Below are 14,965 nucleotides of genomic sequence, written 5' to 3'. Positions count from 1 at the left end.
AAGGAGGTGGACCGTGTCCGAGCTGTTGGATGGGCCGTTTGACTTGATGACCCTGGAGCAGTGGGATGCGCTGGAGATCGCCCATGCGCGACGGTGGGAGCTCAGTGAGGGGTCCATCATCATGTCGCCGCGACCACCGCTGATACATCAGGAAATTTCGAAACGATTCACCCGCCTCCTCGATGATCACCTACCGGGTGGAATGCGAACGCTTCCCGAAATCGAGGTCACGACGAGTACATCGTTTCCGCCCAGCGTGCGTGACCCGGACATCACGGTGATTCGAGAAGCCGCATTCAAGCCGAGCGCCACGCGGGTCCCAGCGGCCGACGTTGTGCTCGTCGTCGAGATCGTCTCGCCCGGCTCACGCAGCATGGACCACGTGATGAAGCTGTACGAGTACGCCAAGGCCGGCATCGAGCACTACTGGATCGTCGACGCCGAGGCCCCGACCGGAGAGTGGTTCCTGGCCTACCGCCTCGACGGCGACGTATACCGGCCGGTCGCTGCGCTCGACGGCGATCACGCCGTTGTGCACGAGCCCGCTGAGGTGCGGTTCACCCTGGGCGAGCTGACCGGCTAACTCGGGCTGGCGACCAGCTCCTCGCCGCGTATGCGCTGCGAGATCACCGCGGTGATCCCGTCACCCTGCATGGTCACCCCGTACAGCGCGTCGGCGACCTCCATGGTCGGCTTCTGGTGGGTGATGACGATCAGCTGCGAGCGGGCCCGCAGCATCTCGAACAACGCCAGCAGACGGCGCAGGTTGGTGTCGTCGAGGGCGGCCTCTACCTCGTCCATGATGTAGAACGGCGACGGGCGGGCCCGGAAGATCGCCACCAACATGGCGATCGCGGTCAGTGACTTCTCGCCACCGGACAGCAGCGACAGCCGCTTGACCTTCTTGCCGGGCGGGCGGGCTTCGACGTCGACCCCGGTGGTGAGCATGTCGCCGGGGTCGGTCAGCAGCAGCCGGCCCTCGCCGCCGGGGAACAGTGCCGCGAACACCTCGGTGAACTCGCGTTCCACATCGGCGTAGGCGTCGGTGAACACCTGCAGGATGCGTGCGTCGACCTCGGACACCACGTCGAGCAGGTCTTTGCGGGCCGCCTTGACGTCTTCGAGCTGGGTGGACAGGAAGTTGTAGCGCTCTTCGAGTGCGGCGAACTCCTCCAGTGCCAGCGGGTTGACCCGGCCCAGCTCGGCCAGTTCACGTTCGGCGCGCTTGGCCCGGCGTTCCTGGGTGGGCCGGTCGAACGCCATGGGAGCCGGCGCGGTGACCTGCTCGCCGCGCTCACGGGCCTGCTCGAACTCGGCGATCTCCAACTCGGTGGGCGGCAGAGCGACGTCGGGCCCGTATTCGGCGATCAGGTCCGCCGAGCTCATCCCGAACTGTTCGAGCACGTTCTGTTCTAGCTGCTCGATCCGCAGCGATGCCTGGGCCTTGGCGACCTCGTCGCGGTGCAGCGACTCGGTGAGCGCGGTGATGCGGGTGCTCAGGGAGTTCACCTCGTCGCGCACGGCGGCCATCGCGGCAGACCGGTGCTGACGTTCGCCGGCCAGCGCATCCCGGCTGCGCGAGGCCGCGGCCACGACCAGTTGCAGGCGCTGGGCCAAGGTGACGCCGGCCTCGGCCACCGCAGCCGACGTGGCGGCCGCAAGCGCGCGGGCGGCGCGGGCCTGCTCGGCGCGCACTCGGGCCTCACGTTCGGCCGCCGCTGCCCGGCGCAGTGAATCTGCTTTCCCCCGAACGGCATTGGCGCGTTCCTCGGTGGTACGCACGGCCAGCCGCGCCTCCACCTCGACGCTGCGAGCCGCCTCGGCCGCCGCGGCGATCTGCTGGCGATCCACCGGCTCGGCGGCGTCTGCCGGCTGATCCTGTTCGGCATTGCGCAGCCGGAACTCCAGCTCGCCGAGTTCGGTGACGGTCTGCGCCCGGCCGGCCTCCAGCTCTTCGCGCTCGCGCAGGCGGCGGTGCCATTCGGTCTCCGCGGCGCGGGCCTCCTGCCCGAGACGGCCCAACTGCTCGTGGGTCGCGGCGATGGCGGCGTCGGACTCGTTGAGCGCGGCCAGTGCCTGCTCGGCGGCGTCCTGGCGGGCGGCCTGCTCGGTCAGAGCACCGGAGAGAGCCGCACCCAGTTCCCCGGCCTGCGTCTCGGCGCCGGCCAGCTCGGCGCGCGCCTTGTCGATCTCGCTGTTGATCTCCAGAGTGGAAGGCTTGCGGTCCGAACCGCCACTGACCCAACCGGCGCCGACGAGATCACCGTCGACGGTCACCGCGCGCACCCCCGGACGAGCGGCCACCAGATCCAGCGCGGCCGGCAGGTCGGCGACCACCGCCACCGACCCCAGCATCGCCGTCATCGCGCCGCGCAGCCGATCCGGCGCCTCGATCAGCTCCAGGGCCCACCGGGCCCCGTCGGGCAGCCCACCGGCGTGTTCGGGGGGCGTCTGGATCGGCCAGTCCCCCAGCACGATCGCGGCCCGGCCCCCGTCGGCGGTCTTGAGTGCGGTCAACGCCGAACGGGCCGCACCGGCATTCTCGGCGGCCAGCGCGTCGGCGGCCGATCCCAGCACCGCGGCCAGCGCCGACTCGTAACCGGAGCGGACCTTGACCAGCTTGGCGATCGACCCGAACAGCCCTGAACCGCTGTGATTCTGGGTGAGCCAGGCCGCACCGTCGCGGCGTTCCAGCCCCATCGACAGCGCGTCGATACGGGCCCGCAGCGACGCCACCTGACGTTCGGCGCCGCGTTCACCGGCCTGCAGCTCGGCCACCCGCTGATCGGCGAGAACCTGCGCGGCCACCGTGCGTTCGTGGTGTTCATCCAGGCCGACCTCACCCTGGTCGAGTTCGGCGACCCGGCCCTGCACCGTCTCGAACTCCGCCTGGGCGGCCTGGGCGCGCTCGGCGGCCTCCTCGATGCGCTGGCTCAGCTGCCCGACGTGGACGTCGATCGACTCGACTCGCGCCCGGATGGTCTCCACCTGGCCGGTGAGGCGGGCCAGGCCCTCGCGCCGGTCAGCCTCGGCGCGGACCGCGGCCAGGTGCGCCTTCTCAGCCTCGGCGCTGCGGCGCTCCCGTTCGGCCAACTCAGCGCGGGCGGCCTCCAGCCGGGTACCGGCGTCCGTGAGCTCGGCCAGCAGCTGCTGTTCAGCGGCGGCCACCTGTTCGGCTTCGGCCTCCAGCGCCTCGGGGTCGACGCCGCCGGTGCTGATCGGCTCCTCATCGAGATGCTGGGCACGTTCGCTGGCGATACGCACGGTGGCACTGACCCGCTCGGCCAGCGCCGAGAGCGAGAACCAGGTCTGCTGGGCGGCTTCGGCACGGTGCGTGAGAGTGGCGACGGCGGATTCGTGGGTGGTCAGCTCGTCGGCGGCCACCGTCAGGCGTTCGGTGATCTGATCGTGTTCGCGGCGCAGTGTCGCCTCGGCGTTGCCGGCCCCGGCGAACTCGGCCTGCCGGGACACCAAGTCATCGGCGGTCAGCCGCAGCCGCGCGTCGCGCAGGTCGGCCTGGATCGTCGCGGCGCGGCGCGCCACCTCAGCCTGGCGACCCAGCGGCTTGAGCTGGCGACGCAGCTCGGTCGTCAGGTCGGTCAGCCGAGCCAGGTTGGCCGACATGGCGTCGAGCTTGCGCACCGCCTTTTCTTTGCGCTTGCGGTGCTTGAGCACGCCCGCGGCCTCTTCGATGAACGCCCGCCGGTCTTCGGGCCGCGACTCCAGGATCTGCGCCAGCCGACCCTGGCCGACGATGACGTGCATCTCGCGGCCGATACCGGAGTCGCTCAGCAGCTCCTGGACGTCCATCAGGCGGCAGCCGGCGCCGTTGATCTCGTATTCGCTGGCACCGTCGCGGAACATCCGCCGGGTGATCGAGACCTCGGCGTACTCGATCGGCAGCGCGTTGTCGGAGTTGTCGATGGTGACGGTGACCTCGGCACGGCCCAGCGGCGCACGCGAGGAGGTGCCGGCGAAGATGACGTCTTCCATCTTCCCGCCGCGCAGCGTCTTGGCGCTGTGCTCACCCATCACCCAGGCCAGCGCGTCGACCACGTTGGACTTGCCCGAACCATTGGGTCCGACCACCGCGGTGATGCCAGGTTCGAAGCGCAGAGTCGTGGGCGCGGCGAAGGACTTGAAGCCCTTCAGCGTCAGACTCTTGAGGTGCACGGGGTGTGAGACTACCGGTCTAGCGTTCGGCGAACCCGTCGATCGGGTCCCCGGCGGCCATCCAGTCCGCGACCACGGTGTCCACCCGGCCCGGTGTGGCGCCGCCTTGCAGCAGATCCAGCAGACGCCGGCAGTCCTCGCGGGGGCCCTGCGCGACGACCTGGACGCGGCCGTCCGGGCGGTTCGCGGCGTATCCGGTCAGTCCCAACTCCAGCGCGCGCGAGCGGGTCCACCAGCGAAAACCGACCCCCTGGACGTGACCGTGCACCCACGCCGTCAGCCGAACGTCAGTCACGTTGGGCGATCTCGAACCGCACCTCGGTGCCGGACTTGAGCGTGCGGCCCACGGTGCAGACCTGGTCGACGGCGCGATGCACCACGGTCAGCAGGCGTTGCCTCTCGGCGTCGTCCAGGCCGGACAGGTCCAGCTCCAGGGTCTCCTCCAGCAGTGGGTAGCGCTCCTGCTCCCGGTCGGCGGGACCGGAGACCTGGATCGTCGCCGGGTAGTCGTCACCGAGCCGGCGCGCCAGCGGGGCGTCGCTGGACATGCCGCTGCAGGCCGCCAGGGCGATCTTGAGCAGTTCCCCGGGGGTGAACACGCCGTCGACGTCCTCGCTGCCGATGAGCACCTGCGCGCCCCGGGAACTGCGCCCGGTGTAGCGACGGGTTCCGGTGCGTTCCACCCACAACTTCGTCATGGGGATATCTTGGCAGCCGCCGGGCATACTGGGCGGTCATGGCCACTGTCGTCGCTTTCCACGCCCATCCGGACGACGAAGTGGTGCTGACCGGGGGAACCCTGGCTCGGGCGGTCGCCCAGGGGCACCGGGTGGTGCTCGTGGTGGCCACCGACGGCCGCGTCCACAACGAGGACGACGACGTGCGACTCGAGGAATTACGGGTCAGCGCAGACGCTCTCGGGGTGCATCGGGTCGAGCACCTCGGTTATGCCGACAGCGGCTACGGTGCGCGGTTCTATCCCGACCCGCCGGGCCGGGTCCGCTTCGCCCGCGCCGATGTCGAGGAGGCCGCACAGCGGTTGGCCGCGATCCTGCGCGACGAGAGCGCCGATCTGCTCCTCAGCTACCAGGCCAACGGCGGCTACGGCCATCGCGATCATGTGCAGGTGCATCACGTCGGCAAGCGGGCCGCCGAACTCGCGGGCACACCGCGGATTTTGGAGGCGACCATGCCGCGGGAGATGCTGATCCGGCTCAGCAGGGTCGCGCGGGCGCTGCGACTGCCGGCGCCGTATGAGCCCGAGATACTGCCGACCGCCTACACGCCGGGGTCCGCAATCACCCACCGCATCAACGTGTTTCGGTACGGTCGGCAGAAGCGGGATGCGTTCGCCGCGCATCGCTCGCAGGTCGGAAACAACCGGGTGGCGGCGGTGTTGTTCGGCACGCTGTCGTGGCTGCCCCCGCAGATGGTCGGTGCGTTCTTGGGCCGGGAGTGGTTCGTCGATCCGGCGCTGCCGCCGGGGCGGGTGTGCGGCGACATCTTCGAATGACGCCCAGCTGCGGCGAGCGTGCCCGCCATCCATGCCGAGCGTGCCCGCCATCCATGCCGAGCGTGCCCGCCATCCATGCCGAGCGTGCAGAAGTGTCCACCTCGACCAGGGGTTTTACCGAACATTTCCGCACGCTCGGCGGGGGAAGGGACAGCGTCAGCGCTGGCATTTCGGGCAGTAGTACGACGAGCGGTTCATGAACTTCGCCCGCCGGATGAGCGTTCCGCATCGCCGGCATGGCTCGTCTTCGCGGCCGTAGGCGTCCAGCGACCGGCTGAAGTAGCCGGACTCACCGTTGACGTTGACATACAGCGAGTCGAACGAGGTGCCCCCGGCCGCCAGCGCATCGCGCATCACGGCCCCGGCCGCCCCGAGCAGCGCGCGTAACCGCGGCCGGGACAACGCGTCGGCCATCCGGGTGCCGCGAATTCCGGCGCGCCACAGCGCCTCGTCGGCGTAGATGTTGCCGATGCCGGACACCACCGTTTGATCCAGCAACTGCCGCTTGATCTCGGAGTGCTTGCGCCGCAGCACGTTCACCACCGATTCGACATCGAAGCACGGGTCCAGCGGGTCGCGGGCCAGATGGGCCACCGGCAGCGGCAGCAGACTTCCGTCCACGGTGACCAGATCGGTGAGCTGCCAACCGCCGAACGTTCGCTGGTCGACGAAGCTGACCTTCGTACCGTCGTCGAGCACCGCGGCGATCCGCAGGTGCCTGTTGTCGGGCAACTCTCCCAGCAGCATCTGCCCGCTCATGCCCAGATGCACCACCAGGGCCTCGCCGGTACCGAGCAGCAGCCAGAGGTACTTGCCGCGCCGATCGGTGCCGGTGATCTTCGCACCCAGCAGACGGCCGGTCAGATCGGCGGGGCCGGCCTCATGGCGGCGCACAGCACGCGGGTGATGAACCCGCACACCGGTGATGGTGTGGCCCACCAGGTGGGTGTCCAGGCCACGGCGCACCACCTCGACCTCGGGAAGCTCCGGCATGCGCTGCTACCCGGGCGCGCCGGCGTCCAGCGCGTCCAGCGCCGTCCAGGCCGCGGCCGCCGCCTTCTGCTCGGCTTCCTTCTTGGACCGGCCGACTCCCGTGCCGTATTCGGTGTCCGCGACGACGACGGTCGCGGTGAACTCCCGATCATGGTCAGGCCCGGTGGAGCTGACTTGGTAGTTTGGCACGCCGATACCGCGCGCCGCGGTCAGTTCCTGCAGGCTGGTCTTCCAGTCCAGTCCGGCGCCCAGGGTGGCGGCGGTGTTGAGCAGCGGACCGAACAGTCGCAGGATCACCTCGCGCACCGTGTCGATACCGTGCTGCAGATACACCGCACCGAGCAGCGACTCCATGCTGTCGGCCAGGATGCTGGACTTGTCGCCCCCACCGGTGTTGACCTCGCCGCGGCCGAGCAACAGGTGGGCGCCCAGGCCGTCGGCGGTCAGTCCCCGTGCGACATCGGCCAACGCCGAGGTGTTGACCACGCTGGAGCGCAGTTTGGCCAGGTCGCCCTCCGGCCGGTCCGGGTGACGGTGAAACAGCTCGTCGGTGATCGTCAGCCCGAGTACGGCGTCGCCGAGGAACTCGAGCCGTTCGTTGGTGGGCAGCCCGCCGTGCTCGTAGGCATAGCTGCGGTGGGTGACCGCCAGCGTGAGCAGTTCATCGGTCAGATCCACGCCCAGTGCATCGAGCACGGCGCGGCGGGGACGGCTCACCTGTCCCCGTCGTCGTTCGCCGGCGGCCCGGCCAGCTCGGCGAGTTTGGCCCAGCGCGGGTCGATCTTGTCGTGATGATGTCCCGGCTCCGCCTCTGCCAGCACCACCCCGCAGTCCGGGCACAGCCCCGCACAATCCGGGTCGCACAGCGGTGACAGTGGCAGCGCCAGACCGATCGCGTCCACGATGGCCTGCTCCAGATCCACCGAGTCGTCGACGACGCGGCCGATCTCGTCGTCGTCGGTGGTGGCGTCGGTGGCGCTGTCGGGATAGGCGAACAGCTCAGTCAGCGTGATGTCGATGTCGCCGGCGATCGGCCGCAGGCACCGCGCGCATTCACCCGCGGTGGGCGCCGAGACCGAGCCCGTCACCAACACGCCCTCGGAGACCGACTCGATCCGCAGATCCAGGTCCACCTCGGCGTCGGCGGGGATCGCCATCAGATCCAGACCGATGGACGCGACACTGCAACGCTGCTCCCGAAGCGACAGCATCGAGCCGGGGCGCCGGCCCAGCCGGGCGATGTTGACCACGAACGGCGAAGACCGCTGCCGCTTTCCTGCGTTCGGGTGTCTCGCCATGGCGCGATTCTACGCAGCGGGCGAGCCCGCGCCGGCGGTAGCAAGGCTCGACGAAGGAGAGGCGAAGCTGGACCGCCGATCAGACCCGGCGGTCAGCGTGTTGCGTAGTCGTGCGTCCCGGCGGCGGTACGCAATTGGTGGCGCCCGCGGTTGATCGAACGCAGGGTGCCGTTGAGGAAGTCCTCGAACTCGGCCAGTTTGGCATCGACGTAGATGTCGCATTCGCCGCGCATCCGATCGGCTTCGGCGTGGGCGGAGTCGATGAGCCGGGTGGCTTCGGCACGTGCCGAGACCACCACCTCGTTCTGCCCGACCAGCCGCTGCTGCTCCTTGATGCCCTCCTGCACGGCCTTCTCGTAGGCGGCGTTGCCGTTCTCGACCAATCGGTCGCATTCGGCCTGGGCACGGGTGGTGGCGGTCTCGAATTCGCGCTTGGCGGTAGCGGTCAGCCGGCCGGCCTCCTCGCGGGCCTCGGTGAGCATCCGCTCGCTGTGCCCGCGGGCTTCGGCCACCATCCGGTCGGCCTGGCCCTTGGCGTCGGCCAGCAATCGGTCGGCCTCGGCCCGGGCGTGGCTGACCATCGAGCCGGATTCGGCGGTGGCGGAACTGACCATCGAGTCCGCGTGCTCCTTGGCCTCGTTGAGCACCGAGTCGCGGGCGTCGAGAACGTCCTGCGCGTCGTCCAGCTCGCCGGGGATGGCGTCGCGGATGTCGTCGATCAACTCGAGGACATCGCCGCGGGGTACCACGCAACCGGCCGTCATGGGCACGCCACGTGCTTCTTCAACAATGGAGCCCAGCTCGTCAAGGGCTTCAAACACTCGGTACACGGCAGCACCCTCCAGGCCTAGTTGTTGTGACTAGTGTGCCTGGTGTTGCGTGTGTGACTGCGTTAGCTGCTCGGTGTGTCGGATATTGGTCCACTACACCGGTACCCTGAGCCGTTGACATCCGGATCGGCGAAGGGCGGCCATGGCGAGTACTTCCGGGAGTCCGGGCAGTACGGGCGCGCCGGACGCCGCGACGGCCAACATCGGGCGACTGCTGCTGCGCTGCCCCGACAGTCACGGCATCATCGCCGCGGTCAGCGCCTTCCTCGCCGAAGCCGGCGGCAACATCATCTCGCTGGACCAGCATTCGACCGCCCCCGAAGACGGGACGTTCGTACAGCGGGCGATCTTCCACCTTCCCGGCCTGCCGGCCGCCATCGACGGGCTGCGGGAACGATTCGGCGCCACGGTGGCCGACCGCTTCGCGATGGACTACCGCTTCGCCGAGGCGGCCAAACCCAAACGGGTGGCGATCATGGCTTCCCGGACGGATCACTGCCTGCTGGATCTGCTGTGGCGCAACCGTCGCGGGGAACTGGAGATGAACGTCGCGATGGTGATCTCCAACCACCCGGACCTGGCCGAGCAGGTCCGCCCGTTCGGGGTGCCGTTCTTCCACATCCCCGCCACCCGCGACATCCGATCCGAAGCCGAGCAGCGGCAGCTGCAACTGCTCTGCGACAACGTCGATTTGGTGGTGCTGGCGCGCTACATGCAGATCATCAGCGGCGAGTTCATCGAGACGCTGGGCTGCCCGCTGATCAACATCCACCACTCCTTCCTGCCCGCATTCATCGGTGCGGCGCCCTACCAACGGGCGCGGGAGCGCGGCGTGAAGCTGATCGGCGCCACCGCGCACTACGTCACCGAGGTGCTCGACGAGGGGCCGATCATCGAACAGGACGTGGTGCGCGTGGACCACACCCACAGCGTGACCGACCTGATGCGGTTGGGCGCCGACGTCGAGCGGGCCGTGCTGTCCCGGGCGGTGCAGTGGCACTGCCAGGACCGGGTGCTGCGGGTCGCAGGCGAAACCGTGGTGTTCTGAACGGGACTCGCCTTCGTTGACACTTGTCAAGTACGGTGATCGACATGCTCGTTTCGGATCTTTTCCCGGCGGTACCGACGACCACCGACGAGGCGCTGGAGATCTTCGACGCCGCCGAGGCGGTCGACCCCGATTTCATGATCGACACCTGGCACGGCGCCGAGCTGCCGACCGGACACCCGCTGGACGGGCTGCTGGCCGCCACCGGCTGGTGGGGCAAGCAGTTCGTCGACGCCGAGACGGTCCACCCGCTGCTGTTCCCCACCCGGGACGGGTCCGCGCTGTGGGCGTTCAACCCGGTGCTGGCGTTCAGTGTGCTGGGCATCTCCACGAAACTTCCGGTGCTCAAGACCCGGTCGTTCCTCGGGCCGATCAACCTGATGCAGCCGCTGCTGCGGACCCGGACGGCCCGGGCTCGGCTGCGCACCACGCGCTACCGCGGAACCGACAGCGCGACAATGGTCTACGACCAGGCGCCGGTCAACGACGTCTTCCGGCGGATATCCGCCGACGCGGTGATCGGGGCGATGGACCTGCGGGGCTCCGACCGGCCGTACTTCTTCGTGCTGTACCGCGACGACTCACTGAGACTGCTTTAACCGATCTCTCCGGACCGGCGCCACGCGCTGCGCTCGGCGGTGAACGCGGCGTGCTGTTGCCGGCGGAATCCGTCGATGCTCTCGGCATTGCCGTCGAGAAACTTCCGGTAGGCTGGCAGCGAGAACTCACCATCGGTGATGTCGACCGCACCGCGGCCCGCGGCGGTTTCGGCGCGTAACTCCAGCAGTTCCCCGGCGCTCACCGGATAGAAGCTGATTCGGTCGAAATAGCGCAGCAGCCAAGGCGTTTCGGTATCAAATAGGCCGGCGGTGGCGTGCTGGTGGTTCCACACCTGGGTGGTGCGCCCGACGAACTGATAGCCACCCGGTCCTTCGATGCCATAGATGCACAGGTAGGCGCCGCCGATGCCAACGGCGTTCTCCGGGGTCCAGGTGCGGGCCGGGTTGTACTTGGTCGTCACCAACCGGTGCCGCGGATCCAGCGGGGTGGCCACCGGCGCGCCGAGGTAGATGTCGCCGAGGCCCAGCACCAGGTACTGGGCGCCGAAGACGATGTCGTGCACCTGCGAGATGTCGTCGAGTCCGTTTATGCGCCTGATGAATTCGATGTTCGACGGGCACCACGGCGCGTCGGCCCGCACGCCGTACATGTAGCGGCGGATCGCCTCGTGGGTACCGGGGTCGTCCCAGCTCAACGGCAGGCGCACCGACCGGCTCGGCACCACGAGCTCATCGCACGGCGGCAACGCATCGTCGATCGCGGCCAGTTCCTCGACAACCTCGGCGCACGAGGACCGCTCGGTGTCGAACTGGATCTGCAGCGAGCGCACCCCGGGCGTCAGTTCGGCCAACCCGGGCAGTCCGCGCTCCCGGACCTGGTCGTAGAGCACCTGGACCCGTGCCCGCAACGCCAGGTCCAGTGTCATCGGGCCGTATTCGAGCAGAATCCCGCCGTCACCGGCTCGGCGCATGGTCACCGCCGTCCCATCTCGGCCGGTGTGGCGCGTCAGCACTCCGTCGTCGGCGTCACCGGATTCCGAGACCACCGGCATCGCCGCCCGGCGGCGCGGCCCCAGCGACGCCACCGGCGGGGCATGGCCGGCCCGGATCGGCACCAGCCGCACGGTGTCGCCCGGTGCGAGCTGACCGAGTTTCCAGCGGTCGCCGCGCACCACCGTCACCGGGCAGACGAACCCGCCCAGGCTGGGCCCGTCGGGGCCGAGCAGGATCGGGGTGTCACCGGTAAAGTCCAGTGTCCCAACGCAGTACGGGGTGTCGTGGATATTCGACGGGTGCAGGCCGGCCTCACCGCCGTCCGGGCGGGCCCAGCGCGGTTTGGGTCCGACCAGCCGCACGCCGGTGCGGTCGGAGTTGAAGTGCACGGTGTAGTCGGTGGCGAACAGGGTTGTCATATCGGCGCGGGTCAGGAACTCCGGCGCCGCGTGCGGGCCCTCGGCGACTGCCAGCTGCCAGTGGTGGCCGATGCTGGGCCGGCTCTCGTACGGGGCGCGGGACAGCGCGGGTGCGCCGCCGCCGGCGGCGTTGAGCAGATCGCCTTCACGCAGCGCTCTCCCCCGATGTCCTCCGAATGCGCCCTGGGTGAATGTTGCTACGCTGCCCAGGAATTGCGTCTCCGCGATGCCACCGGCGACCAGAACGTAGCAGCGCGTCCCGGGTCCGGGGATGGTGCCGATCTCCAGCAGCCCGTCGGCGGGTACCCGCACGGAGTGCCACTGCGGCACCGGGACGCCGTCCAGGTGAACCGGTACCGCGGCGCCGGTGACACAGACCCACGCCGGGCTCGAAAAGCGCAGGGCGGGTCCTGATCGGGTGCATTCCAGCCCGGCCGCGCCCTCGGGGTTGCCGAGTACCTGGTTGCCGACACGGAACGACAGGTCGTCCATCGGACCCGACGGCGGCACCCCGACATGCCAGTAGCCGATGCGTCCGGGCCAGTCCTGCACCGTGGTGAGCGGCCCCGGGGCGACCACCTCGATGCCGATCATGGTCGGGTGATCACCGTCCGAACCGGGGTGGGGTCAAAACCGTTGCACGGGTTGTTGATCTGCGGGCAGTTCGACACCAGCACCAAGGTGTCGGTCTCGGCCCGCAACGTCAGGCTCTTGCCCGGCGCGGAGATCCCGTCGACGATGCCCAGCGTGCCGTCGGCTTCGACCGGGACGTTCATGAACCAATTGATGTTGGAGACGATGTCGCGCTTGCCCAGGCCGTGTTTGGAGCCTTCGGCGAGGAAGTTCTCGACGCAGGCGTGCTGGTGGGCGGTGTGGTGGCCGTAGCGCAGCGTGTTGGACTCCTGCGAGCAGGCTCCGGCGATGGTGTCGTGATTGCCGACGTCGTCGGCGACGACGGTCATCAGCGCGGTGCCGTCGGCGGTACGCAGTACCGAGCCGGTGGTCAGGAAGATGTTGCGCTGGGCGGCCACGGTGGCCTGGGCACTGTAGCGGCGGGTGTGGTCGGCGGCGTCGTAGAGCAGGCAGTCCACGGCCTGGTTGCCGTTCAGGTCGATGATCTCCAGCCGGTCACCGGCGTCCACCACCGCCGACCACGGCGCGCGGGCGGGGACCACGTCGTCGGAGATGATCACCATGCCGCCACCACCGCTTCGGTGTTCGCCACGGCGCGCAGGTATTCCGGGTCGTGGTTGGACAACTGCGCCAACTGCTCGGGCGACTTCCACGCCAGCACGTCCAATGCTGCGGCGGGCGGATCGGGATCAAGGGGGTGCGCGGCATTAGCGATGACCATCAGCACCGGAAGGTGGATCAGCAGGTCGACCACCGCGCCCGGGCCGGCCGATCCGGTGAATTCCAGTGCGCCGCTTGCCGGGTCGACGCGCACGCCGCGGAACAGCGACAGCGACGGCGCAACGTCGCGAATGTCCATGCCGTGTTTGAGCGCACCCAACAGCAGCAGTTGCCGACCGGTGGCATTCGGCCCGCACAGCATGTCGTGGTGGCCCGAGGAATCGGCGATGACGGTGGCCAGCACCCTGCCCTGATCGGACAGCAGCGGATGCCCGGTGCCCAGGTATGCCTGCCACGGCACCTTCATGGTGTCGGCGACATTCAGCCGCTCCCATGACGACTCGGCTCGGTACAGCAGCAGATGCGCGCACGCGCCGCCGTCGACGTCGATCAGCCGGATCCGGCTGCCGCGGGCGAGCACCTTGGTGGCGTAGCCGTTCGCCGGGATCGACTCGGCCCAGCTCAGCGCCGCCGGGTCAACGCCGTCGGGAGGCTCGGGCATCCGCATGTCGGCCTGGCGGGCCTGGGCGCGGGCATGCGACCGGGCGCCGCTGGCCGAATCGGTGTTCACAGGCGTCTCCTCTCGACAGCCAGCACCCTAACATGGTTACCTATCACTTGATAGAAATGCCAGGAGGTGCGCTATGGAGACCGACCGACGTGGGCGGCCCAGGCTGGTCGAATCTCGCCGGCCGGGGCGCAGTGCGCGTGACGAGATCCTCGATGCGGCAGCGGAGTTGTTCACCACTGTCGGCTACGCCGCCACCTCAACGCGACGCATCGCCGAGAGTGTCGGCATCCGGCAGGCCTCGCTGTATCACCACTTCGCCGCCAAGGACGACATCCTCGACGCATTGTTGGCCGGCACCGTGGACGCCTCGGTGGAGCTGGCCGCCGAACTGCTCGCCGAAGGCGGGCCCGCCGCTCCCCGGCTGCATACACTGGTGGTCGCCGACGCCACCCAACTGTGCGGCGGCACTTGGAATCTGGGCACTCTGTATCTGCTGCCGGACCTGCGCGTCGAGCGCTTCGCGGTGTTCCACCGGTGCCGAGAAGAGCTGCGAAGCCACTACCGCACGCTGGCTTCCGCGGTGATCGCCGAGCACGACGGAGCTGCCGGCGCCGACGACCTACCGTTCCGGCTGACCGAGGCCGTGATCAACCGTCGCGCCGACGACGGTGACTGCCCGCCCGACTACCCGTGGACCACCGCCGAGGCCGCGCTGCGGGTGCTGGGGTGCGCGAAGGGTTTCGCCGGGCTGCGCGCGACGACCGCGGAGCGCCTTGAGCTCCCGCCCGGATAGGGCCTAGGAGCCCAGCTTGGCAGCCAGCCGCCGGTTCACCGGCTCGGGCAACAGGTCGGAGACGTCCCCGCCCATCGACGCCACCTCCTTGGCCAGCGACGAGGACACGAACGAATACCGCGGCGCGGTGGCCACGAAGAACGTGTCCACCCCGGCGATGTGCTTGTTCATCTGCGCCATCTGCAGCTCGTACTCGAAGTCGGTGCCGGTGCGCAGGCCCTTGATGATCGCGGTCAGTCCCCGCTCCCGGACGAAGTCGACCACCAGGCCGCGGCCGGATTCGGCGCGCACATTGGGCAGGTGCGCGGTGGCCTCACCGATCATCTCCAGGCGCTCGTCCAGGCTGAACATGCCCTGCTTGGCCGGGTTGATCAGCACCGCGGCCACCACCTCGTCGAACTGGGCGGCCGCACGCTCCAGGATGTCGACGTGTCCCAGCGTCACCGGGTCGAAGGAACCGGGGCATACCGCGCCACTCATA

The 14,965-nt window shown here is 69.2% G+C and carries 16 protein-coding genes; 5 read left to right on the top strand and 11 right to left on the bottom strand.

What is annotated here, in order from left to right; genetic code table 11:
- The first annotated feature begins 13 nt into the window (after positions 1 to 13).
- Complete coding sequence (locus tag K6T84_RS11825; RefSeq protein WP_224861295.1) at positions 14 to 583, top strand: Uma2 family endonuclease; 570 nt, start codon at positions 14 to 16, stop codon at positions 581 to 583.
- Here K6T84_RS11825 and smc read toward each other — a convergent pair.
- The 3 genes from smc to K6T84_RS11810 are packed head-to-tail and all read right to left on the bottom strand — an operon-like array spanning position 580 to position 4,871.
- Positions 580 to 4,173, bottom strand: a complete 3,594-nt coding sequence (gene smc / locus K6T84_RS11820) for a chromosome segregation protein SMC (protein WP_225400315.1) — start codon at positions 4,171 to 4,173, stop codon at positions 580 to 582. The two genes, K6T84_RS11825 and smc, sit on opposite strands and share 4 nt — an antisense overlap.
- Positions 4,174 to 4,192: 19 nt before the next feature.
- The gene (locus tag K6T84_RS11815; RefSeq protein ID WP_224861299.1) at positions 4,193 to 4,468 is read right to left on the bottom strand and encodes an acylphosphatase; all 276 of its coding nucleotides are present in this window, start codon (positions 4,466 to 4,468) and stop codon (positions 4,193 to 4,195) included.
- Complete coding sequence (locus tag K6T84_RS11810) at positions 4,461 to 4,871, bottom strand: OsmC family protein (protein ID WP_224861302.1); 411 nt, start codon at positions 4,869 to 4,871, stop codon at positions 4,461 to 4,463. The genes K6T84_RS11815 and K6T84_RS11810 overlap by 8 nt, the downstream gene beginning before the upstream one ends.
- A gap of 38 nt (positions 4,872 to 4,909) precedes the next feature.
- On the opposite strand from K6T84_RS11810, the gene K6T84_RS11805 reads away from it, so the two are divergent.
- Positions 4,910 to 5,686, top strand: coding sequence for a PIG-L deacetylase family protein (locus tag K6T84_RS11805; protein WP_224861303.1), 777 nt, complete (start codon positions 4,910 to 4,912; stop codon positions 5,684 to 5,686).
- Positions 5,687 to 5,842: 156 nt separating this feature from the next.
- On the opposite strand, the gene mutM is transcribed toward K6T84_RS11805, so the two are convergent.
- The 4 genes from mutM to sepIVA form a co-directional block, all read right to left on the bottom strand.
- Positions 5,843 to 6,679, bottom strand: coding sequence for a bifunctional DNA-formamidopyrimidine glycosylase/DNA-(apurinic or apyrimidinic site) lyase (gene mutM / locus K6T84_RS11800; RefSeq protein WP_224861305.1), 837 nt, complete (start codon positions 6,677 to 6,679; stop codon positions 5,843 to 5,845).
- 6 nt (positions 6,680 to 6,685) lie between these two features.
- The gene (rnc, locus tag K6T84_RS11795) at positions 6,686 to 7,396 is read right to left on the bottom strand and encodes a ribonuclease III (RefSeq protein ID WP_225396568.1); all 711 of its coding nucleotides are present in this window, start codon (positions 7,394 to 7,396) and stop codon (positions 6,686 to 6,688) included.
- Complete coding sequence (locus K6T84_RS11790; protein WP_224861309.1) at positions 7,393 to 7,977, bottom strand: YceD family protein; 585 nt, start codon at positions 7,975 to 7,977, stop codon at positions 7,393 to 7,395. Before K6T84_RS11790 ends, rnc begins: the two co-directional genes overlap by 4 nt.
- Positions 7,978 to 8,069: 92 nt before the next feature.
- Positions 8,070 to 8,807, bottom strand: a complete 738-nt coding sequence (gene sepIVA, locus K6T84_RS11785; protein WP_224861311.1) for a cell division protein SepIVA — start codon at positions 8,805 to 8,807, stop codon at positions 8,070 to 8,072.
- Positions 8,808 to 8,949: 142 nt separating this feature from the next.
- On the opposite strand from sepIVA, the gene purU reads away from it, so the two are divergent.
- Both purU and K6T84_RS11775 read left to right on the top strand, forming a co-directional pair.
- The gene (purU, locus tag K6T84_RS11780) at positions 8,950 to 9,855 is read left to right on the top strand and encodes a formyltetrahydrofolate deformylase (RefSeq protein ID WP_225400316.1); all 906 of its coding nucleotides are present in this window, start codon (positions 8,950 to 8,952) and stop codon (positions 9,853 to 9,855) included.
- Positions 9,856 to 9,899: 44 nt separating this feature from the next.
- Positions 9,900 to 10,454 carry a DUF4334 domain-containing protein gene (locus K6T84_RS11775; RefSeq protein WP_225400317.1) on the top strand — a complete coding sequence of 185 codons (555 nt, stop codon included), beginning with the start codon at positions 9,900 to 9,902 and terminating at the stop codon, positions 10,452 to 10,454.
- Here K6T84_RS11775 and K6T84_RS11770 read toward each other — a convergent pair.
- The 3 genes from K6T84_RS11770 to K6T84_RS11760 are packed head-to-tail and all read right to left on the bottom strand — an operon-like array spanning position 10,451 to position 13,751.
- Positions 10,451 to 12,421 (bottom strand): 5-oxoprolinase/urea amidolyase family protein, encoded by a 1,971-nt coding sequence (locus K6T84_RS11770; RefSeq protein ID WP_225400318.1) that lies wholly within the window; start codon positions 12,419 to 12,421, stop codon positions 10,451 to 10,453. The genes K6T84_RS11775 and K6T84_RS11770 overlap by 4 nt on opposite strands.
- The gene (locus tag K6T84_RS11765; RefSeq protein ID WP_224861319.1) at positions 12,418 to 13,023 is read right to left on the bottom strand and encodes an urea amidolyase associated protein UAAP2; all 606 of its coding nucleotides are present in this window, start codon (positions 13,021 to 13,023) and stop codon (positions 12,418 to 12,420) included. The genes K6T84_RS11770 and K6T84_RS11765 overlap by 4 nt, the downstream gene beginning before the upstream one ends.
- Entirely contained in the window at positions 13,017 to 13,751 is a 735-nt protein-coding gene (locus tag K6T84_RS11760; protein ID WP_224861321.1) for a DUF1989 domain-containing protein, read from the bottom strand. The genes K6T84_RS11765 and K6T84_RS11760 overlap by 7 nt, the downstream gene beginning before the upstream one ends.
- 73 nt (positions 13,752 to 13,824) lie before the next feature.
- On the opposite strand from K6T84_RS11760, the gene K6T84_RS11755 reads away from it, so the two are divergent.
- Complete coding sequence (locus K6T84_RS11755) at positions 13,825 to 14,484, top strand: TetR/AcrR family transcriptional regulator (RefSeq protein ID WP_224861322.1); 660 nt, start codon at positions 13,825 to 13,827, stop codon at positions 14,482 to 14,484.
- A 3-nt stretch (positions 14,485 to 14,487) separates the two neighbouring features.
- Here the strand turns inward: K6T84_RS11755 and coaD are convergent, their stop codons facing one another.
- Positions 14,488 to 14,964: a pantetheine-phosphate adenylyltransferase gene (gene coaD, locus K6T84_RS11750; RefSeq protein ID WP_224861324.1), complete on the bottom strand. Its 477-nt coding sequence runs from the start codon at positions 14,962 to 14,964 to the stop codon at positions 14,488 to 14,490.
- Position 14,965 lies beyond the last annotated feature (1 nt).

The sequence above is a fragment of the Mycobacterium zoologicum genome (assembly GCF_020181635.2).
In the GTDB taxonomy this organism is placed as follows: domain Bacteria; phylum Actinomycetota; class Actinomycetes; order Mycobacteriales; family Mycobacteriaceae; genus Mycobacterium; species Mycobacterium zoologicum.
Note: the sequence above shows the minus strand (reverse complement) of the source record. Positions and strands in the feature narration are given on the sequence as shown.